The sequence below is a fragment of the Kitasatospora sp. NPDC059599 genome, assembly GCF_042735125.1.
Lineage (GTDB): Bacteria > Actinomycetota > Actinomycetes > Streptomycetales > Streptomycetaceae > Kitasatospora.
This window is the reverse complement of sequence record NZ_JBHWCL010000039.1, coordinates 41,366-60,821: the sequence shown is the minus strand read 5'-3', so window position 1 is coordinate 60,821 and position 19,456 is coordinate 41,366. Positions and strand designations below refer to the sequence as shown.

19 protein-coding genes and 2 rRNA genes are annotated in these 19,456 nt (G+C 71.3%); 15 read left to right on the top strand and 6 right to left on the bottom strand.

Annotated elements, in window-relative coordinates; translation table 11 throughout:
• The 10 genes from ACFV04_RS16435 to pstB all read left to right on the top strand — a co-directional run.
• Nucleotides 1–93 (top strand): 23S ribosomal RNA (locus tag ACFV04_RS16435); the annotation flags it as partial.
• Between the two features lie 78 nt (nucleotides 94–171).
• Nucleotides 172–288: ribosomal RNA gene (gene rrf, locus ACFV04_RS16430) — 5S ribosomal RNA — on the top strand.
• A 72-nt stretch (nucleotides 289–360) separates the two neighbouring features.
• Nucleotides 361–1,407, top strand: a complete 1,047-nt coding sequence (gene mshD, locus ACFV04_RS16425) for a mycothiol synthase (protein ID WP_380529651.1) — start codon at nucleotides 361–363, stop codon at nucleotides 1,405–1,407.
• A gap of 365 nt (nucleotides 1,408–1,772) precedes the next feature.
• Nucleotides 1,773–3,950 (top strand): RNA degradosome polyphosphate kinase, encoded by a 2,178-nt coding sequence (locus tag ACFV04_RS16420; RefSeq protein ID WP_380348954.1) that lies wholly within the window; start codon nucleotides 1,773–1,775, stop codon nucleotides 3,948–3,950.
• A gap of 121 nt (nucleotides 3,951–4,071) precedes the next feature.
• The gene (locus ACFV04_RS16415) at nucleotides 4,072–5,157 is read left to right on the top strand and encodes a CHAD domain-containing protein (protein ID WP_380529649.1); all 1,086 of its coding nucleotides are present in this window, start codon (nucleotides 4,072–4,074) and stop codon (nucleotides 5,155–5,157) included.
• Between the two features lies 1 nt (nucleotide 5,158).
• Nucleotides 5,159–5,683 (top strand): NUDIX hydrolase, encoded by a 525-nt coding sequence (locus tag ACFV04_RS16410; RefSeq protein ID WP_380348958.1) that lies wholly within the window; start codon nucleotides 5,159–5,161, stop codon nucleotides 5,681–5,683.
• Nucleotides 5,684–5,909: 226 nt separating this feature from the next.
• Complete coding sequence (gene pstS, locus ACFV04_RS16405; protein WP_380348960.1) at nucleotides 5,910–7,043, top strand: phosphate ABC transporter substrate-binding protein PstS; 1,134 nt, start codon at nucleotides 5,910–5,912, stop codon at nucleotides 7,041–7,043.
• Nucleotides 7,044–7,193: 150 nt separating this feature from the next.
• Entirely contained in the window at nucleotides 7,194–8,171 is a 978-nt protein-coding gene (pstC, locus tag ACFV04_RS16400; RefSeq protein ID WP_360263976.1) for a phosphate ABC transporter permease subunit PstC, read from the top strand.
• Nucleotides 8,168–9,238 (top strand): phosphate ABC transporter permease PstA, encoded by a 1,071-nt coding sequence (pstA, locus tag ACFV04_RS16395; RefSeq protein ID WP_380348963.1) that lies wholly within the window; start codon nucleotides 8,168–8,170, stop codon nucleotides 9,236–9,238. Before pstC ends, pstA begins: the two co-directional genes overlap by 4 nt.
• Nucleotides 9,239–9,276: 38 nt before the next feature.
• Nucleotides 9,277–10,053, top strand: a complete 777-nt coding sequence (pstB, locus tag ACFV04_RS16390) for a phosphate ABC transporter ATP-binding protein PstB (RefSeq protein WP_360263981.1) — start codon at nucleotides 9,277–9,279, stop codon at nucleotides 10,051–10,053.
• 252 nt (nucleotides 10,054–10,305) lie between these two features.
• On the opposite strand, the gene ACFV04_RS16385 is transcribed toward pstB, so the two are convergent.
• Together ACFV04_RS16385 and ACFV04_RS16380 are read right to left on the bottom strand one after the other, a co-directional pair.
• Nucleotides 10,306–11,301, bottom strand: a complete 996-nt coding sequence (locus tag ACFV04_RS16385; RefSeq protein WP_360263983.1) for an inorganic phosphate transporter — start codon at nucleotides 11,299–11,301, stop codon at nucleotides 10,306–10,308.
• Nucleotides 11,302–11,306: 5 nt separating this feature from the next.
• Nucleotides 11,307–11,927 (bottom strand): DUF47 family protein, encoded by a 621-nt coding sequence (locus ACFV04_RS16380; RefSeq protein WP_360263985.1) that lies wholly within the window; start codon nucleotides 11,925–11,927, stop codon nucleotides 11,307–11,309.
• Between the two features lie 359 nt (nucleotides 11,928–12,286).
• Between ACFV04_RS16380 and ACFV04_RS16375 the strand changes: the two genes are divergently transcribed.
• Nucleotides 12,287–12,676, top strand: a complete 390-nt coding sequence (locus ACFV04_RS16375; RefSeq protein WP_380529645.1) for a metal-sensitive transcriptional regulator — start codon at nucleotides 12,287–12,289, stop codon at nucleotides 12,674–12,676.
• 115 nt (nucleotides 12,677–12,791) lie between these two features.
• Here the strand turns inward: ACFV04_RS16375 and ACFV04_RS16370 are convergent, their stop codons facing one another.
• Nucleotides 12,792–12,980 carry a hypothetical protein gene (locus ACFV04_RS16370; protein WP_360263991.1) on the bottom strand — a complete coding sequence of 63 codons (189 nt, stop codon included), beginning with the start codon at nucleotides 12,978–12,980 and terminating at the stop codon, nucleotides 12,792–12,794.
• A 196-nt stretch (nucleotides 12,981–13,176) separates the two neighbouring features.
• Entirely contained in the window at nucleotides 13,177–14,073 is an 897-nt protein-coding gene (locus tag ACFV04_RS16365; protein WP_380348966.1) for a hypothetical protein, read from the bottom strand.
• Between the two features lie 162 nt (nucleotides 14,074–14,235).
• Between ACFV04_RS16365 and ACFV04_RS16360 the strand changes: the two genes are divergently transcribed.
• Nucleotides 14,236–14,424, top strand: coding sequence for a hypothetical protein (locus ACFV04_RS16360; RefSeq protein WP_380348968.1), 189 nt, complete (start codon nucleotides 14,236–14,238; stop codon nucleotides 14,422–14,424).
• Between the two features lie 50 nt (nucleotides 14,425–14,474).
• Here the strand turns inward: ACFV04_RS16360 and ACFV04_RS16355 are convergent, their stop codons facing one another.
• Entirely contained in the window at nucleotides 14,475–15,197 is a 723-nt protein-coding gene (locus ACFV04_RS16355; RefSeq protein ID WP_380348969.1) for a phosphatase PAP2 family protein, read from the bottom strand.
• 205 nt (nucleotides 15,198–15,402) lie between these two features.
• Complete coding sequence (locus ACFV04_RS16350; RefSeq protein ID WP_380529642.1) at nucleotides 15,403–16,599, bottom strand: NlpC/P60 family protein; 1,197 nt, start codon at nucleotides 16,597–16,599, stop codon at nucleotides 15,403–15,405.
• A 239-nt stretch (nucleotides 16,600–16,838) separates the two neighbouring features.
• Between ACFV04_RS16350 and ACFV04_RS16345 the strand changes: the two genes are divergently transcribed.
• The 3 genes from ACFV04_RS16345 to ACFV04_RS16335 all read left to right on the top strand — a co-directional run bounded on the left by ACFV04_RS16345 (nucleotide 16,839) and on the right by ACFV04_RS16335 (nucleotide 19,452).
• Nucleotides 16,839–17,189, top strand: coding sequence for a hypothetical protein (locus ACFV04_RS16345; RefSeq protein WP_350525702.1), 351 nt, complete (start codon nucleotides 16,839–16,841; stop codon nucleotides 17,187–17,189).
• Nucleotides 17,190–17,357: 168 nt separating this feature from the next.
• Nucleotides 17,358–18,182, top strand: a complete 825-nt coding sequence (locus ACFV04_RS16340) for a hypothetical protein (protein ID WP_380348974.1) — start codon at nucleotides 17,358–17,360, stop codon at nucleotides 18,180–18,182.
• Complete coding sequence (locus ACFV04_RS16335; protein ID WP_380348976.1) at nucleotides 18,172–19,452, top strand: hypothetical protein; 1,281 nt, start codon at nucleotides 18,172–18,174, stop codon at nucleotides 19,450–19,452. Before ACFV04_RS16340 ends, ACFV04_RS16335 begins: the two co-directional genes overlap by 11 nt.
• Nucleotides 19,453–19,456: the final 4 nt, after the last annotated feature.

The following is a 19,456-nucleotide window of genomic DNA, read 5'->3' as shown; positions in this document are numbered from 1 at the left end:
GGCTCCCAGTAGACGACTGGGTTGATAGGCCGGATATGGAAGCCCTGTAAGGGGTGGAGTTGACCGGTACTAATAGGCCGAGGGCTTGTCCTCAGTTGCTCGCGTCCACTGTGTTGTTCTGAAACAACGACCCGCCCGAATTCGGGTGTGCGGTTGACAGTTTCATAGTGTTTCGGTGGTCATAGCGTGAGGGAAACGCCCGGTTACATTCCGAACCCGGAAGCTAAGCCTCACAGCGCCGATGGTACTGCAGGGGGGACCCTGTGGGAGAGTAGGACGCCGCCGAACAATCATTCAGAAAAGACCCCCTCCCTTTCGGGAGGGGGTCTTTTCGCGTTTCCGGTGACGTATCGTCAGGGCATGGACGATCAGACAGCGGTCATGACGAACGACGTGCTCCGCCCCGCGCTGCGTGACGGCGCCCTGCGCGTGCTGGCGGAGGCCCAGGCGGTGGACGGCCGGGCCGCCGTGTCCGAGCAGGGCCGGCTCCGGCTGCGTTCCGCGCAGACGCCGCGGCCGGGCGTCGTCCACCTGGTCGAGACCGATGCCGCTGTGGATGCCGGTGCCGGGTCCGACTCCGAAGCAGGCTCCGGATCCGAAGTCGAGGCCGCGTCCGGCTCCGTAGTCGTGCTCGGCTACGGCCAGCTGGAGGTTCCGCAGGGCACGACCGCCGGCCCGGCCGGGAACCCCGCCGCCGAGCTGGTCGTCGACCCGGCCGCCCGCGGCCGCGGCCTGGCCCGCCCGCTGGTGGACGCCGTCCTGGAGGAGGCCCACCGGGCGGGGCACGACGCGGTGGACTTCTGGGTGCACGGGGGGCACCCGGCGGCCCGCCACCTGGCCGGTGCGTACGGGGCCGAGCTGGTCCGTGAACTGCGGCAGATGCGCCGCACCGGTCGGCAGACCGAGGAGGTGGCCGTCCCCGCAGGCGTCGAGCTCCGCACCTTCCGTCCGGGGGAGGACGACGCGGAGTGGCTGCGGCTGAACGCCCTGGCCTTCGCGCACCACCCCGAGCAGGGCGCGTGGACCGGGCAGGACCTGGCCGAGCGGATCGCCGAGCCCTGGTTCGACCCGGCGGGCTTCTTCCTCGCCACCCGCGACGGCAAGGTGGTCGGTTTCCACTGGACCAAGGTGCACGGCGCCACCGCGACGGAGCCGGAGCTCGGCGAGGTGTACGTGGTGGGCGTGGACCCGGCGGAGCAGGGCAGTGGCCTCGGCCGCGCGCTGACCGCGGCGGGCCTGCGTCATCTGACCGGCTCCGGTCCGGGCGAGCGTGGACTGGAAACCGTTCTTCTCTACGTCGATGCCGACAATCCGGCCGCCGTTCGGGTATATGAACGACTGGGATTCACCATTCACGAGGTGGACCTCATGTACCGAGCCGGGTACCAGGAGAAGCGGTCGGCCTGACCGTCTCCCCCCGCCACGGTCCGGCCGTCCGAGGAGGGCGGCGGAGTCGGCCCGGAGCGGCCGGGGGCGGGAGCCGGCGCGGTCGTGGGTGAGCGTCCGGGCGGCGCGGGCCCTTGCCCCGACCGACTCAGCTTTCCTCCTGGCCATGCGGTGTTTACCGTGGATTCAATTGCTGCCGCGAAGATCACAGGATGAAGTCCGTAGTGTCTCGCTCGTGCAGAGTCGACCGCCATTCGTCGGCCGGTCCTGTACGGACCGCGCCCGGTGGATGGGCGCTGTTCCCGGCATCGGTCCGGGGCGAGGGCGACGGCCCGCAGAGCCATTCGTGTCCGGACGCCGTCCTGCTGCTGGAGGAGCTGGAGCCCATGAGCATCCCCCGCCCCGTCTCTGCCGCGCTGTCGCCGACGGCCCGGATGTCCAGTGCGCTGGGTATCCCGCCGGAGCTGCCGGCCGCGGACGAGCAGGAGCACGAAGCGTTGCCGCAGGGGCGCTTCCTGGACCGCGAACGCAGCTGGCTGGCGTTCAACGAGCGCGTCCTGGAGCTGGCCGAGGACCCGGGGATCCCCCTGCTGGAGCGGGCCAAGTTCCTGGCGATCTTCGCCAGCAACCTGGACGAGTTCTTCATGGTCCGGGTGGCCGGCCTCAAGCGCCGGATCGCCACCGGTGTCGCGCAGCGCAGTGCGTCCGGTCTCCAGCCGCGCGAGGTGCTGGACCTGATCTGGACCCGGTCGCGCGAGCTGATGGCCCGGCACGCCGCGGCCTTCCAGCAGGAGGTGCTGCCGGACCTCGCCACCGAGGGCATCGAGGTGGTCCGCTGGCCGGAGCTGGCCGAGAAGGAGCAGGCCCGGCTGCACACGCTGTTCCGGCAGAAGATCTTCCCCGTGCTGACCCCGCTGGCGGTCGACCCGGCGCACCCCTTCCCGTACATATCGGGACTCTCGCTCAACCTGGCCGTCGTGGTGCGCAACCCGGTCTCCGGGCACAAGCACTTCGCCCGGGTGAAGGTGCCGCAGTCGCTGGCCCGCTTCCTGGAGGCCTCGCCCCAGCGCTACGTCCCGCTGGAGGACGTGATGGGCGCGCACCTGGAGGAGCTGTTCCCGGGGATGGAGGTGCTGGCCCACCACGCCTTCCGCGTCACCCGCAACGAGGACCTGGAGGTGGAGGAGGACGACACCGAGAACATCCTCAAGGCCCTGGAGAAGGAGCTGATGCGGCGGCGCTTCGGCCCGCCGGTCCGGCTGGAGGTCGAGGAGTCGATCGACCCCTACATCCTGGACCTGCTGGTGCGGGAGCTGAACATCACCGAGGCGGAGGTCTTCCCGCTGCCCGGGCCGCTGGACCTGACCGGGCTGTTCGGGATCGCCGAGCTGGACCGCCCGGAGCTGAAGTACCCGAAGTTCGTGGCGGGCACCGCCCGCGGGCTGACCGACGTCGAGTCGGCCTCCCAGCCGGACATCTTCGCCGCGATGCGCGAGCGCGACGTGCTGCTGCACCACCCGTACGACAGCTTCTCCACCTCGGTGCAGGCCTTCCTGGAGCAGGCCGCTGCCGACCCGGACGTGCTGGCGATCAAGCAGACGCTGTACCGGACCTCGGGCGACTCGCCGATCGTGGACGCCCTGATCGACGCGGCCGAGTCCGGCAAGCAGGTGCTGGTCCTGGTCGAGATCAAGGCGCGCTTCGACGAGCAGGCCAACATCAAGTGGGCCCGCAAGCTGGAGGAGGCCGGCTGTCACGTGGTCTACGGCCTGGTCGGGCTGAAGACGCACTGCAAGCTGTCGCTGGTGGTCCGCCAGGAGGGCGACACGCTGCGGCGCTACTCGCACGTGGGCACCGGCAACTACCACCCGAAGACGGCCCGGCTGTACGAGGACCTCGGCCTGCTCACCTCCGACCCGCAGGTCGGGGCGGACCTCTCGGACCTCTTCAACCGGCTCTCCGGCTACTCGCGCCGCGAGTCCTACCGCCGCCTGCTGACCGCGCCGCGCGGCCTGCGGGACGGGCTGGTCTCGCGGATCCACAACGAGATCGCCCACCACCGGGCGGGCCGGCCGGCGTACGTGAAGCTCAAGGTCAACTCGATCGTCGACGAGGCCTTGATCGACGCGCTCTACCGGGCCTCGCAGGCCGGGGTGCCGGTGGACGTCTGGGTGCGCGGGATCTGCGCGATCCGCCCGGGCGTGCCGGGGCTGAGCGAGAACATCCGGGTCCGCAGCGTCCTGGGCCGCTTCCTGGAGCACTCCCGGATCTTCGTGTTCGGCAACAACGGCGACCCGGAGGTCTGGATCGGCAGCGCCGACATGATGCACCGCAACCTGGACCGCCGGATCGAGGCGCTGCTGCGGATCACCGATCCGGCGCACCGCGCCGAGCTGTCCGGGCTGATCGACCTCGGGGTGTCGGACGAGACCGAGTCCTGGCACCTGGGCCCGGACGGCGCCTGGACCCGCCACTCCCAGGACGCCGAGAGCCGGCAGCTCAGGCACGTCCAGGACCTCCTGATCGACTCGCGCCAGCGCCGTCGGGCCGCCACCTCGCGCTGACGCGTCCACTGATGCGAAGCCCCCGGAGCGGACGGCCCTCGACACTCACGAGGGCCGTCGTTCCGGCGGTCGGCCACCAGCCCCGGGGAACGGCCCCGGGGGAACGGGGATCTACCACGCCATGACCGATGCGCCGATGACGGCCCAGGCGGCCTCCACCGCGACCGCCGGGGACATCCTTTCCCACCACCTCACCGCCCAGGCCGGCGCCTTCCTGCGCGCCCTGCCGCTGGCGGTGGGCGAGGTCGGCGCCAGACCCGGGGCGGCCTCGGTCGTCCCGTCGGTGGGTACCGCGGACCTGCTGCGGGCCGTGCGGCGGGTCGGCGGGCTGCTGCACACCTTCGGCTCGCTCTTCGAGCAGACGTGGGCACAGGAGTCGCGCACCGAGCTGCGCTGGCTGCTCAACCTGCTGGCACTGGAGCCCGGGTACGTCCGGCGTTCGGCCCGGCTGCTGGGCGCGCTGGACTCGCTGAGCGGCAGCGACCCGGAGGGGACGGGCATGCTGGCCGGCCACGCGGGCGCCCCCAAGGCGCGGGCGCTGCTGGACCGGCAGCTCACCCTGGCCAGGACCAGGGCGCACTCCACGGTGCTCCAGGAGCTCCGCTCGGCCCGGCTGCACGCGCTGGCGGACCGGATGACGCTGCTGGTCGGCGAGGCGCCGCTGCTGGAGCCGGCGGGCGGCCGGGCCCCGACGGTGCTGCTGCCGCAGGCGGCCGCCGCGTTCGCCGTGCTGTCCGCGACCGCCCAGCAGCTGCCGCTGCACCGGGCCGCGACGCCGTACGGCGGGAACGGACTGCGGCGGCTGGGCGCGGTGCCGGCGGCCCGGGGCACGGTCGACGCGGACACGGCGCTGGCGGCCGACGACGCCCCGTGGGCCCGGCTGCGGATCCTGGTGAAGCGCGGCCGGTACGCCCTGGAGGTGTGCGGCCGCCCGTCCTCCGAGCTGGACGAGCTGGACGCGGTGCTGGCCCGGCAGCAGGAGGCCGCCGACGCCGCGGTCACCGCGGCCACGGCGGCGCGCACCCCGCGGATCACCCCCGCGACCGCGTACGTGCTGGGCGTGGTGCACGCCGACCAGCGGCTGGAGGTGGAGTCGGCGCGGTACGCCTTCGGCCGCCGGTGGTCCGACCTGCAGCCGGGCCCGGACGGCTGGCCGGAGTTCCCGGTCGAGGCCCGGGGGCACTCCGTCGCGCCGAGGACGGTCTGAGGTGGGCGGGCGCACGGGAACGGGGCGGGCGACGGGGAGCACGGCCGCGGCGGGCCGCGGCCCGGTGGTCCTGGCGGCCGGTGCGGTGCTGTGGCTGCCGGGGCGGCCGAAGAAGAGCGGGCGGCTCGGGCGGCCGCGGATCGCCGTGATCCACCGGCCCAAGTACGACGACTGGAGCCTGCCGAAGGGGAAGCTCGACCCCGGCGAGGGCATGGCCGACGCGGCGCTGCGCGAGGTGTGGGAGGAGACCGGCTTCCGCTGTCTGCTCGGCCCGGAGCTGCCGGCCCAGCACTACCAGGTGCAGGGCCGTCCGAAGGAGGTGCGGTACTGGGCGGCGGTGCCGTCCAACGGCGCCTTCCGGCCCAACCGCGAGGTGGACCGGATGGAGTGGCTGCCGGCCGGGAAGGCCCGTGCCCGGCTCACCTACGACCACGACCGGTTGCTGATCGATGCGCTGCTGGTGATCCTGGGGGCGAAGCCGGTGCGGACGGCCGGCCCGAAGCCCGTGGAGGAACAGTGGAAGTGATCTCCCCGCGCCCTTGCCGTGACGCAACCGTTACTACCTGACGTAGTTTCCTGCCATCCTTTCGAGGTTCACTCTCCGTTCATTTGCGACCGGCTGTCGTGTCACTTCTCCGGCCTAACTTCGGGACCACCGGAGGGCCGAACGGGCCCCGGACCACAGCAGGACCCACGCTCCGCCGTACTCGTACGGTCCGCGCGTCGGGCGATGCCACAGAAAGGGACACCCAGTGAAGCTCCAGCGGAACGGCCGCTCCAAGGCCCTCGCGATCGGTGCCATGGCGCTCGTCAGCTCGCTGTCGCTCGCCGCGTGCGGCTCGGACAACAACAGCACGACCGGGGCCGGCGGCTCCAGCGGCTCCGCCGCGGCCGGTGCCGCGATCAACTGCGGCAAGCCCGGTTCGCTGATCGCCGCCGGTTCGACCGCCCAGGGCACGGCGGTCGACGTCTGGAAGACCAACTTCAGCGGCGCCTGCTCCGGCACCACCATCAACTACCAGGGCGTCGGCTCGGGTGCGGGCATCCAGCAGTTCACCCAGGGCAAGGTCCAGTTCGCCGGTTCCGACTCGGCCCTGAAGCCGGCCGAGGTCGACGCCACCAAGGCGGTCTGCACCGGTGGCCAGGGCATCGACCTGCCGATGGCCGGCGGCCTGATCTCGCTGGTCTTCAACGTCGACGGCGTCGACAACCTGGTCCTGGACGGCCCGACCGCCGCCAAGATCTTCGACTCGCAGATCACCAAGTGGAACGACCCGGCCATCGCCGCCCTGAACCCGGGCGCCAAGCTGCCGGACGCGGAGATCCAGTCCTTCCACCGCTCGGACGACTCCGGCACCACCGACAACCTGACCAAGTACTTCGCCGCCGCCGGCAACGGCGCCTGGACCTACCCGTCCAGCAAGACCTGGGCGGCCAAGGGCGGCCAGTCGGCCAACGGCAGCGCCGGTGTCGCGGCCCAGGTGAAGCAGGTCAAGAACTCGATCAGCTACGTCGAGCTGGCCTACGCCCAGACCAACAGCCTGAAGAGCGCCGCCATCAACACCGGCGCCTCCAAGCCGGTCGAGGCCACCGCCGCCAACGCCGCCAACACCTTCGCCAAGGCCCAGATCGCCGGCACCGGCAGCGACCTGGCGCTGAAGCTCGACTACGCGACCAAGGATGAGGGTTCCTACCCGCTGGTCCTGGTCACCTACGAGATCGTCTGCGACAAGGGCAACAAGGCCGACACCCTCGACACCCTGAAGTCCTTCCTGACCTACACCATCAGTGACGCGGGTCAGAAGGCGGCCGGTGAGAAGGGCTACGTCCCGCTGCCGAAGGAGCTGACCGACAAGGTCAACGCCGTCGTCCCGACCCTCGCCTGACCCGACAGGACCACCGGTGGGGCGGCCCCGTGAGCGAGGGGGGCCGGGGCCGCCCCACCGGAACGCACCAAACCCAGCACCACGTCCGGGGCACCGCCGCCATGGTGCCGTCCCCCTTCCGGGGCGGCGCCACCAGACCGGAGTAGACCAATGACTTCATCCCCCCCTGCCGCCCCGCGAGGCAGGGAACGCCGACCGCGTGACAGCCGCGTCGGCGACAAGATCTTCATGAACCTCGCCCGGGGCTCGGGCATCCTGCTGCTGGTCATCATGGCCGCGATCGCCGGCTTCCTGGCCTGGCGCTCGGGCCTGGCCCTCAGCAAGAACGAGGGCAACTTCCTGACCTCCTTCGAGTGGGCGCCGGACGCCCCGAAGCCGGTCTTCGGCATCGCGGTGCTGGTCGTCGGCACCATCGTCAGCGCCGTCATCGCGATGGCGATCGCCGTCCCGGTGGCCATCGGGATCGCGCTGTTCATCTCGCACTACGCGCCGCGCCGGATCGCCCAGCCGTTCGCCTACCTGGTCGACCTGCTCGCCGCCGTCCCCAGCATCGTCTACGGCCTGTGGGGCGCGCTCTTCCTGGTCCCGCACATGGACGGCCTGACCAGCTGGCTCAACGAGTACCTGGGCTGGACGTACATCTTCGACCAGACCAAGTCCGGCACCCCGCGCAACCTCTTCACCGTCGGCATCCTGCTGGCGATCATGGTTCTGCCGATCATCACCGCGGTCTCCCGCGAGGTGTTCCGCCAGGTGCCGCGGATGCACGAGGAGGCGGCGCTCGCGCTCGGCGCGACCCGCTGGGAGATGATCCGCACCGCGGTGCTGCCGTTCGGCCGCCCCGGCATCATCTCGGCCTCGATGCTCGGCCTCGGCCGCGCGCTCGGCGAGACCATCGCGGTCGCGGTGGTGCTCTCCTCCAGCAACGTCCTGTCGCTGCACATCCTCGACGCGGGCGGCGGCACCTTCGCGCAGAACATCGCGCTGAAGTTCGCCGAGGCCGGCGACAACGGGCGCAACGCGCTGATGGCCTCCGGCCTCGTCCTGTTCGTCATCACCCTGCTGGTGAACGGTGCCGCGCGACTGATCATCGCCCGCCGCAAGGAGTACTCGGGGGCCAACGCATGACCGTCACCGCCATCGTCGACGACTCCCGGCCGGTCAGCCGTCCGCTGACCGCCAACCGGCTGCCCAAGTGGGCCCCGGCCGCCGTCGCGGTCGGCTCGATCGCCCTCGGCTGCGGGATCGGCGCCGGCGCCGGCCTGGCCAGCCACCTGCAGTGGGGCCTGATCTCGGGGCTGCTGTTCCTCCTGATCAGCTACGGCCTCGCGGCCCGGGTCGAGGGCCGCCGACAGGCCAAGGACCGGTTCGCCACCTCGGTGGTCTGGGTCGCCTTCATCATGGCCGTCGTGCCGCTGGTCGCCCTGACCGTCTACACGGTCCAGCAGGGCCTCGAAGTGGTCAACGGGAACTTCCTGAGCCACTCGATGAAGGGCGTGCTCCAGTCCGGCCCCGGCGGTGGCATCTACCACGCGCTGATCGGCACCCTGCAGCAGGTCGCCCTGGCCACCGCGATCGCCGCCCCGATCGGGCTGCTGACCGCCGTCTACCTGGTCGAGTACGGCCGCGGCAAGCTCGCCAAGGCCGTCACCTTCTTCGTCGACGTCATGACGGGCATCCCGTCGATCGTCGCCGGTCTGTTCATCCTCTCGCTCTGGAACCTCGCCCTGGGCTTCGGCTACTCCGGCTTCTCGGGCAGCCTCGCGCTGGCGATCCTGATGATGCCGGTCGTGGTCCGGTCCACCGAGGAGATGCTGAAGCTGGTCCCGAACGAGCTGCGCGAGGCCTCGTACGCGCTGGGCGTGCCGAAGTGGAAGACCATCCTGCGGATCGTCCTCCCCACCGCGATCGGTGGCATCACCACCGGCGTGATGCTCGCGGTCGCCCGCATCACGGGCGAGACCGCCCCGGTGATGATGCTGGTGTTCGGCGCCGACTACATCAACAACAACCCGTTCGACGGGCCGCAGCAGTCCCTGCCGATGTACATCTGGACGCAGTACTCGCAGGTCAACAACCAGTACGGCTACGCCCGTGCCTGGGGTGCGGCACTGGTGCTGATCGCCTTCGTGATGGCGCTCAACCTGATCGCCCGCGGCATCGCCCGCTGGCGCTCGCCCAAGACCGGCCACTGACCGACTGACGTACGAGACAGACGAGAGAAGCAACGATCATGGCCAAGCGCATCGACGTCAGCGGACTGTCGGCCTACTACGGCACCACCAAGGCCATCGAGGACATCTCGATGAGCATCGAACCCCGCTCGGTGACCGCCTTCATCGGCCCCTCCGGCTGCGGCAAGTCCACCTTCCTGCGCACCCTGAACCGGATGCACGAGGTGATCCCCGGCGCCCGGGTCGAGGGCAAGGTCCTCCTGGACGACGAGAACCTGTACGCCTCCAACGTCGACCCGGTCGCCGTGCGACGTTCGATCGGCATGGTCTTCCAGCGCCCGAACCCGTTCCCGACCATGTCGATCTACGACAACGTGATCGCCGGCCTCCGGCTCGCGGGCGTGAAGAAGAAGGCCGTCCTCGACGAGGTGGTGGAGCGCTCGCTGAAGGGCGCCAACCTCTGGAACGAGGTCCACACCCGGCTGAACAAGCCGGGGGCCGGCCTCTCCGGTGGCCAGCAGCAGCGCCTGTGCATCGCCCGCGCCATCGCGGTCGAGCCCCAGGTCCTGCTGATGGACGAGCCCTGCTCCGCGCTCGACCCGATCTCCACCCTCGCCATCGAGGACCTGATCGGCGAGCTGAAGTCGCAGTTCACCATCGTCATCGTGACCCACAACATGCAGCAGGCGGCCCGCGTCAGCGACCGCACCGCCTTCTTCAACCTGGCCGGCGTCGGCCAGCCGGGCAAGCTGATCGAGCTGGACGACACCCAGCGGATCTTCTCCAACCCGTCGGTCCAGGCGACCGAGGACTACATCTCCGGCCGCTTCGGCTAGACCGGACCCCGTCACGAGCGGCGCCGCGCCGGGTGACGGAACGCGAGCTGTCCCGTGGTGCTGCATGGCGGTGCCGCCGCGGGACATGAAGAAGGGCCCGCCCCCGAGATGTGGGGGCGGGCCCTGTCATGTTCCCGGTGCCGTCCGCGCCGCCGGTGCCGGTGCCGGTGCCGGTGTGGTCCCTGCCGTCCGGCGGTGTCCCCGCGGTGTCCCCGCGGTGTCCCTGCGGCGTCCCGGTGGGATCCCGCGGGATCAGCCCCAGAACAGGTGGACGAACCAGTACACCAGCGCCGCGACGATGGCCGCCGCCGGCATGGTGATGAACCAGCCGAGCACGATGTTCTTGGCGACGCCCCAGCGGACCGCACGGATCCGCTTGGTGGCTCCCACGCCCATGATCGCCGAGGTGATCACGTGGGTGGTGGAGATCGGCGCCTTGTAGACGAACGAGGTGATGTACATGACGATCGAGGCGGTGGTCTCCGCCGCGAAGCCCTGCGGCGGGTCCAGCTCGATGATCTTGCGGCCGAGCGTCCGCATGATCCGCCAGCCGCCCGCGTAGGTGCCCAGCGAGAGCATCGCGGCGCAGGAGATCTTCACCCAGACCGGGATGTCGTAGGTGGCCTGCTCGCCGGAGATGACCAGCGCCATCACCACGATGCCCATGGTCTTCTGGGCGTCCTGCAGGCCGTGCGCCAGGGCCATCGCGGCGGCCGAGGCGGTCTGGGCGACCCGGAAGCCGCGCTTGGCCCGGTGCGGGTTGGCCCGGCGGAAGATCCACAGGATCGCCAGCATCACCAGGAAGCCGCCGACCAGGCCGACCACCGGCGAGACCACCATCGGGATGATGATCTTGTCGACGACCCCGCTCCAGATCACCTCGGTCCCGCCGGCCAGCGCCGCGCCCACCATGCCGCCGAACAGGGCGTGCGAGGAGGAGGACGGCAGGCCGAAGTACCAGGTGACCAGGTTCCAGGCGATCGCGCCGACCAGGGCGGCGAACAGGATCGCCATCCCCTGGTTGCCGGACGGGGTCTCGATGATCCCCTGGGAGACGGTGTGCGCCACGCCGCTGCCGAGGAAGGCGCCGGCCAGGTTCATCACGGCGGCCATCGCGAGCGCGGCCCTGGGCGTGAGTGCCCGGGTGGAGACCGAGGTGGCGATCGCGTTCGCCGAGTCGTGGAACCCGTTGGTGTAGGTGAAGAAGAAGGCAACGCCGATGACGACGATGAGTGCAGCCGTGTCCACGGGGGTCAGGACTCCTTGACGGCGATGGTCTCCACCGTGTTGGCGACGTGCTCGAACGCGTCCGCCGCCTCCTCAAGGACGTCCACGACCTGCTTGAGCTTGAGCACCTCGATGGCGTCGTACTGACCGGAGAACAGGTGGGCGAGCAGCTTGCGGTGGATCTGGTCGGCCTGGTTCTCCAGCCGGTTGACCTCGATCCAGTACTCGGTCAGGTTCGACATGCTCCGCAGGTTCGGCATCGCCGCCGCGGTGAGTTCGGCGGCCCGCGCCAGCACCTCGATCTGCTGCTCGATCCCCTTCGGCAGGGTCTGGATGTCGTAGAGGACGACCAGGTCGACGGCCTCCTCCATGAAGTCCATGATGTCGTCCAGCGACGAGGCGAGGCTGTAGATGTCCTCGCGGTCGAAGGGCGTGATGAAGGAGGAGTTCAGCTGGTGGAAGACGGCGTGGGTGGTGTCGTCCCCGGCGTGCTCGGCGGCGCGCATGCGCTCGACGATCTCCGCACGGGCCGACACGTCCGATCCCAGCAGCTCCAGCAGGAGCTTCGATCCGACGACGAGGTTCTCCGCCGCGGCGGCGAACATGTCGTAGAAGCTCGTCTCCTTCGGGGTCAGGCTAAAACGCACGGAAATCTCCGATGTGCGGGGTAGGGACTGAACGATGCTAGGTGCAACCAAGCGCAATCACGCAAACGGGGTGCCGGGGAAGGAGCCGGAACCTCCTCTTCCGTTCGGCCGCCGCACCGGCTGCCCGGACCGCACCGCCACGTACCGAGGCCGGCCCCCAGTCTGACGGAACCTCGCCCGGATTGTCCCCGTCGTGCGGAGGGAAGAAAGGGGCGCCGCTCAGACAGGTGAAGTCCCGGGCGGCCCGGCCCGGACGCTCCGGCACGTGCCGTCCCGGCCGCCGGAACACCACAGGAGGCCCCGGTGTTGGACACTGGTGGCCGACGCAGCCACCAGGCACTCAGACGAAGGCGGGGCCGATGACCACGACGCAAGCGCGCACCGAGCCGGATCACGCGCAGGGAACCGACCCGCACGCCGGCCACACCGCACCCGCGGCCGCCGCAGGACACCGGGGCGGGCACGGCCCGCACGGCTACAGCGCCCAGAAGGACGCCCACCTCAAGCGGCTGCGCCGGATCGAGGGCCAGATCCGCGGCCTGCAGCGCATGGTCAACGAGGACGTCTACTGCATCGACGTGCTCACCCAGGTCTCGGCGAGCACCAAGGCGCTGCAGTCCTTCGCCCTCTCCCTGTTGGAGGAGCACCTGCGGCACTGCGTCGCCGCGGCCGCCGAGGAGGGCGGTGCGGAGCTGGACGCCAAGGTGGCGGAGGCCACCGCTGCGATCAGCCGGCTGCTGCGCAGCTGAACCCGGCCGACCCCGGCTCAGCCCGGCCCGACCAAGCCGACCCCGGCTCGGCCCGGCCGGCCCCGGCTCGGCGGGCCCCGGTGCCCGGGCCCGTCGGACGGTCCGGGCCGTCCCGCTAGCCGTCCGCCTCCCGGTCGGCCGGACCCGGATCGGTCCGGTCGAGCAGCACCTCGTCGATCCGTTCGGTCGGCAGCCGGTCGCCGGAGCTGGCCGTCGCGGCGATCATCAGCTCGCCGGCCAGCTCGATCTCGTCGAGGGCCGCGTCGTCGTGGCCACCGCTGCGGCCGCCCGTGGACGACACCACCTGCACCACCCCTTCAGTGCCTCGCCAGCCCGGGCGGCAGCCACCCGGCATCCAGCCTAGGCACTCCGGAGCCCGTCCACATGGCACGGACGGGCCATCTCGGCGCCGCCGAAACGGGTGACCGCCGCTCCCCGGGCGGCCACCCGCTCCGACGGCGCCCCGTCTCGCCCCGGCGCCGGAGCACTGCCCGGGCCGCCTACTTGGGGCTCTCCGTGGGCTTCATCTGGTAGATGTCCGAGGCCGACGGCTCGGCCGCCTCGACCGGCTTTCCGAAGTCCGACAGCGAGGTCGTCGAGGTCACCTTCACCTGGTCCTTGGGCTCCTTCGACCCGGCCACCCCGGCGAAGGTGAACAGCTCGACCACCTTGTGCAGCCGGCCCTGGTCGTCCAGCCAGGCGTCGTACGGGACCTCCTTGACGGTGAAGGTCTGCGAGCCCATCCGCAGGCCGTCCCCGCCCCGGCCACCGGTCGCGTCGGCCGCCTTGGCCAGGTCCAGGGTGCCGCGGTAGTGGTGCAGCGGGACCCCGCCGACGGTCTCGGTACCGACCGCCTCCGCCTTCTGCGCCCCGCGCAGCGCACCCGCCGCCGAGGCCGGGTCGGTCGCGCCGCTGCTCACCAGGTTGCCGTCCGGCAGCTGGCGCACGTCCAGCTTCACCCACTTGCCCTCGGGCACCTTCGCGCCGCTGTTCTGCAGGTAGACGGTGCCGGGCAGGACCACCTCGACGATCTTCCCGGTGGTTGCAGCGCCCGGCGGCACCTGGACCTCCAGCCGGCCGATCCGCTTCACGTAGTCGTAGCCGCCCGTGCCGCTGAACGAGGCCTTCTTGTCGGCGGACTCGGTGACCAGGTCGGTGGCGGTGCGCGCCGAGCCGGTGCGGCCGGTGATGTCGGCGGCGTTGCGCACTGCCGTCAGCGGGTCCGCCGCGAGCTGGTCGGGGGCGCTCGACTGCTGGTCGGAGGAGCCGCCCGCACCGCCGGAGCAGCCCGCCGCTCCGGCCGCCAGCGCGGCGGCGAGCAGGGCGGCCCCGGCCGCCGAGCGCAGGTGCGGACCCGGACGGCGCGCTGGCCGCCCGGTGCACTGCTGGTCGGTCATCTTCATCCTCGCGACAACCCCCTCGGGCCCGACTGCCCCGCCGGCCACCACCGGGTGGGCAGAGCTCTTTCCGGGCAAACGAGTTGGGGCGCAAAGGGTTACGGATGCCCGCCGTCCCGCAGGCGTCGCGCACCGGGCCTCCGGCGCGTTACGGTGAACCACGTGCACAGTGAGCTGTCGGCCGCGCCCGGCACCCGGATGCCCGAGCACCGCCTCGTGATCAGCGAGCGCGGTTCCTTCGCCTTCGCGACCTGCAGCTGCGGCTGGTACTCCCCGGCCCGCCGCTCCCGAGACCTGGCCCGCCGCGAGGGGGCCGACCACCTCGCCGACAGCGGCGTCCAGCCGGCCTGACCGCACCGGGCCGCCGACCGGCGGCCTCGCGCCGTCCGGCGGGCAGCGGGTCAGGCCGCGAGGTCGGACTCCGGCGGCTGCTCCTCCGCCCGCACCGCTCCGCGGCCGCGCCGGCGCGAGCGCGGGCCGGCCCCGCCGCGGACCGCGCCGCCACGCTCCGGCGCCCGGATCAGCGGGGCGACGGCCGTCCGGGTCAGCGCGTGGCAGAACGGGACCAGCACCGCCATCGCGATCGGGGCCAGCAGCAGCACCACGGCGACGGCGAGCGCGAAGCCCCCGATCACGTCGGTCGGGTAGTGCACGCCCATGAACATCCGGCAGAAGCCCTGCAACAGGGCCAGCCCGCCGGCGATCCAGCCGAGCTTCCGGTTCACCAGGAACAGCGCCACCGCGACGCCCATCGTCATCGTCGAGTGGTCGCTGACGAAGGAGTGCGTGCCGGCCTTGCCGTCCACCAGCACCAGCAGTCCGGGGTGGTCGACGAACGGGCGCGGGCGGTCCACGATCGCGGCGATCGGCAGATTGGCCAGCTCGGCGACGGCCACCGAGAGCGGCACCCAGAGCAACCCGGCGATCGCCACCGGCGCGTCCGGGCGACGCCTGGCCTGCAGCCAGGCCACCAGCCCGAGCGCGGCCAGGCCGATCAGGATGCCGTACTCGCCGATCCACGAGACCAGGTGGTCCAGCCACTGCGGGGAGCGCTTGGCCAGGCCGTTGACGGCGTAGAGCAGGCCGAGGTCGGGGTTGGTCGTGTCGGCAAGCGGCGTCGACACGCCGCACCTCCTTCTGCTCAGCTGTACCTGGACGTTCCCGCCGGGGCCCGCCCGGCGCGGGGCGCTGACGAGGGGCCACCGGAAGAAACGTCATTTCCGGGATACAGCGTTCCACGGAAACGCGCGGTTATCGAAACTTGACTCAGCGTCCACACCGCGCACACAGGTCCCGTCCGTCCCGCCCGTCCCGTCCGCGGCCCCGGTGCTACCGGCCGGCCCCCGCAGGTGCCGGCCCGGTCGGCGCGGGCGGGGCCGCCACCGCGGGCCGGACGGGCGCCGCCGGGGCGCTGCCCTGGGCCGCGGCCTGCGCGCCGCCCTGAGGGCCGCCCTGGCCGCCGGCGGGGCTCGTCGTCGTCGACCCGGGGCGGCTCGGGGCGTTGACCGAACCGTCGTTGTTCCGGCTCGGCAGCGCCTGGGCGCCGTCCGAGGTGACCCGGGTCGCGCCGATGTACTCCTTGGTGTCGATCTTGTCGTAGCGGATCACCGCACCGGTGTGCGGCGCGTTGATCATGTACCCGCCGCCGACGTAGATCCCGACGTGGTGGATGCTCCGCGGATCGCTCAGGTCCGTCGCGAAGAACACCAGGTCGCCCGGCCGCAACTGATCGCGCGACGGGTGCGGCCCCGCGTACCACTGGTCGTTGGCCACCCGGGGCAGCGTGATGCCCACGCTGGCGTACGCGGCCTGGGTCAGGCCCGAGCAGTCGAACCGCCCGTTCTGCGACGGCAGGCCCTCGCCGCCCCACAGGTACGGGGTGCCGAGCTTGGTCTGCGCGAAGTAGATCGCCGCCGCCGACTGGGCGGACACCTCCAGCGGCGCGGTCGGCGCGGTGAAGCTGCGGGCCATCGCCTGGATGCTCCGCACGTACCCCTGGGTCTCCTTGTACGGCGGGATGCCCCGGTTGCTCGTCACCGCGTACGGGCCGGCGTTGTAGGCGGCCAGCATGTTGGCCTGCGGGTCGCCCGGGACGCCCGAGACGTCCTTGGCCAACGCGCAGTCGTAGACCGCCGCCGAGGCGATCGCGTCGTACGGGTCCCAGACGTCCTTGCGGCCGTCCCCGTTCGCGTCCGTCCCGTACGTCGCCCAGGTGCCCGGCATGAACTGCGCCATTCCCTGCGCCCCAACACCGGAGCGGGCCTTCGGATCGAATCCGCTTTCCTGGTACAGCTGCGCCGCGAGCATCGGCGGAGAGATCTCCGGGCACAGCGCGCCCCACTTCTGGACCGCGTCCTGGTACGCCGCGGGGACGGTCCCGGGGGAGAGGGCGGAACGATTCACCGACTGCTGCGGCGTCCCGCTCGCCGCATAAGTCCCCATCGTCACCAGCCCGATGAACCCGAACGCAACAACTCCCGCAGCGGCGGCGGCCGTACCGGCCTTCCGGAGTACCATCAGCACCATCCCGACGATCCGTCAGTCGAAGTGTCCCGGAAGGCGTTGCTCACCGCAATCATCAGAGATACAAGGAGTGAGCGCTATCCTTCGTACGGTGGACATCCTCGCGTACGTGTCCGATGCCTCACGACCAATCCGCGAGAAGTAGCCAAGTCGACATCAGATCTGGCCAAGAATAGGCACCGACCCTTCGCGCGGGCGGGGTCCGGGCCCTTGAATTTGCCTGATCGGGCGGTGAGATGGAAATGAACCTGAGCAGCGTGCACACCTATGCGGTCGGCCACCTGGCCGATGACCCTCCCAAGAAGCCGAATATCGACACCATCATCGGCGGCATCGCCCCGGACTGGGGGCCGTTCGCCAGCCTCGGGTCCGAGGCCCGGGTGATGGTCGAGGTCATCATGGCCGTCGCCATCCTCGTCTGCCTCGGCCTCGCCGTCTGGGGTGCCGCCAAGCAGCGGATCGGTGCGACCGCCATGCGGGACAGCTTCGGAGCCGAACAGGGCAAGGGACTGATCGTCGCCGGACTGACCGGCGTGTTCATCATCGGATCACTCGGCACTCTGTTCACCATTGTCTACGGCATGGCGATCTGACGATCGGACAGCAGTAGTCCGGCCCGTCCGAGGTCAGGTCCCCGCCCGGACCCCCTCCAGCGGCCGGCCCGCCACGATTTCACCCCCGTTCCCACCCTCCGTCCGCGCCCGCCCCCGGGTGGAGGGCCCCCGGAGCCGCCCCCGGCTCCCCGCACCAGGAGGGCCGCCGTGCCGTTGTCCGACGACCAGCCGCACACCCGTACGCGGCTACCGGTCGGCGAACAGTCCTCCCAGCAGCCGAGCCTCCGTCAGTCCCGCCCGCTCCGGACCCTGCTGACCGTCCTCGTGGTGGTCACCCTCCTCGTCGTGGCCATCGCCATCGCCAACCGCGGCAAGCCCACCCCCGGCAGCGGCGGCACCGGCAGCGGCTCCGCCGACCACGCCGCCCCCAGCGCGCCCTCCGGCGCCGGCCCCGCCCCCAGCGGCGACCAGCCCGTCGGCACCACCGTCAACGGCATCGCGTCCGGCTTCCCGCACAGCGACCAGGGCGCCCAGTCCGCAGCGGCCAACTACGCCGTGGCGATCGGCTCCGCGGACATGTTCCGCACCGACAGCCGCCACACCATCGTCGCCACCATCGCCGACCCGGCCGCGACACCGACCCTGCAGAGCCGCCTGGACCAGGGGTTCGGCGGCGACACCGTCGCCCGCTACGGCCTCGACGCCCAGGGCCACGCACCCAAGGGCCTCACCTTCGTCAGCCGCACCGTCCCGGTCGGCACCAAGCAGACGGGCTACACCGACAGCGACGCCAAGGTCGAGGTGTGGTGCACCGGCCTCACCGGCCTCGCCGGCGAACGCTCCGTCCAACCGGTGACCACCAACTGGTTCACCCTCACGCTCTCGCTGCACTGGACGGGCGGCGACTGGAAGCTCACCGACTTCACGAGGAAATCGGGCCCGGCGCCCATGCCGGGCGACCAGCAAGCGGCCACAGCGGATGAGATCGCCGGATCGGCAGAGCAGTTCGGAGGGTTCCGCTATGCGCGTTGACGGTGCGGTCGGGAGTCGACTCCCTCGCTTCGGCCGGGTCGTCACGACCTTCGCCCTTGTTCAGGCCGCGGTCGTCGGCATGGCATCTGGGGCGTTCGCTGACCCGAGTCCGAGTCCTTCGGCCAGCAATAGCTGCGACGTACTGCCGCTGCCGGGCAGCGATGTCTATTGCGCGTCCAAGCCCGGAGGGTCGATTCCCGGTGGCGGCACCGTCGGGACCGTGACGGATCCGCTCGGGTCGTTGGCGAAGAGTTGTGCGCAGGCGGCGGCGTGGGTGGTGCGGAACCTGTCGGGGGCGATCGACGGGACGACGCAGGTGGACTTCACCAATGCGTCGTTCCTGCAGCAGTACGCCGTGGTGTTCGCGGTGTCGACGGTGATCACGCTGGTGCTGTGGCTGTTGGCGGTGACGAAGCGGGCGGTGCGGGGGGCGCCGTTGACGACGGCGTTCTCGGAGGCGATCGGCTTCCTGTGGCTGACGGTGGTGGCGTCGGCGTTCACGCCGTTGATCCTGTACACCGTGGTGAGCGTGACGGACGGGCTGACCAAGACGATCGCGGTGGGGACGAAGACGGACACCGGGTCGTACCTGGGCGGGTTCGCGGACACGCTGGAGAAGGGGAACGTCGGTGGCGGTCCGCTGATCCTGGTGCTGGTGTCGCTGGTGGCGGTGCTGGCGGCGGCGGTGCTCTGGATCGAGCTGTTGATCCGGGCGGCGATGCTGTACGTGGGTGCGCTGCTGGGGACGGCGGTGTACGCGGGGCTGGTGGACAAGCAGTTGTGGAAGCACGTGCGCCGGTGGGCCGGGGTGATGCTGGCGGTGGACCTGGCGAAGCCGATCATCGTGGTGATCCTGGGGCTGGCGGGCGCGGTGGCGACCGGGGCCGGGGCCGGTGACGACTTCGCGCGGGTGCTGTCGGGGCTGTCGATCCTGTTCCTGTCGATCTTCGCCAGTGCCGCGATCTACCGTTTCGTGCCGGGCTTCGGCGACGAGATCCTGAACATGCGCCAGGCCAGGGCCAACGCGGTGCAGGCGGGTTCGGCGATGATCAACGGCACCGCGAACATGATGAAGCAGGGCATCACCACCCACGGCGACCGCGGCGGGCAGGCCGGTGGCGCGGGTGGCGGCGGTGGTGCGGGCGGCGGCTCGGTCGCGCCGGGCATCGCCGCCCACGCCGGCCGGACGCCGGCCCCGCCGCCGCAGGCCGGGCCGCCGCAGGCCACCCCGGTTCCGATCCGCGAAAGCAATCCAGCGAAGGGAGGGTGACGGG

Excerpts from the sequence above, each read along its gene's own strand:
- mshD (WP_380529651.1), top strand. The coding sequence starts at position 361 with ATGGACGATCAGACAGCGGTCATGACGAACGACGTGCTCCGCCCCGCG.
- ACFV04_RS16420 (WP_380348954.1), top strand. The coding sequence starts at position 1,773 with ATGAGCATCCCCCGCCCCGTCTCTGCCGCGCTGTCGCCGACGGCCCGG.
- ACFV04_RS16415 (WP_380529649.1), top strand. The coding sequence starts at position 4,072 with ATGACCGATGCGCCGATGACGGCCCAGGCGGCCTCCACCGCGACCGCC.
- pstC (WP_360263976.1), top strand. The coding sequence starts at position 7,194 with ATGACTTCATCCCCCCCTGCCGCCCCGCGAGGCAGGGAACGCCGACCG.
- pstA (WP_380348963.1), top strand. The coding sequence starts at position 8,168 with ATGACCGTCACCGCCATCGTCGACGACTCCCGGCCGGTCAGCCGTCCG.
- pstB (WP_360263981.1), top strand. The coding sequence starts at position 9,277 with ATGGCCAAGCGCATCGACGTCAGCGGACTGTCGGCCTACTACGGCACC.
- ACFV04_RS16375 (WP_380529645.1), top strand. The coding sequence starts at position 12,287 with ATGACCACGACGCAAGCGCGCACCGAGCCGGATCACGCGCAGGGAACC.
- ACFV04_RS16365 (WP_380348966.1), bottom strand. The coding sequence starts at position 14,073 with ATGACCGACCAGCAGTGCACCGGGCGGCCAGCGCGCCGTCCGGGTCCG.
- ACFV04_RS16350 (WP_380529642.1), bottom strand. The coding sequence starts at position 16,599 with ATGGTGCTGATGGTACTCCGGAAGGCCGGTACGGCCGCCGCCGCTGCG.
- ACFV04_RS16345 (WP_350525702.1), top strand. The coding sequence starts at position 16,839 with ATGAACCTGAGCAGCGTGCACACCTATGCGGTCGGCCACCTGGCCGAT.
- ACFV04_RS16335 (WP_380348976.1), top strand. The coding sequence starts at position 18,172 with ATGCGCGTTGACGGTGCGGTCGGGAGTCGACTCCCTCGCTTCGGCCGG.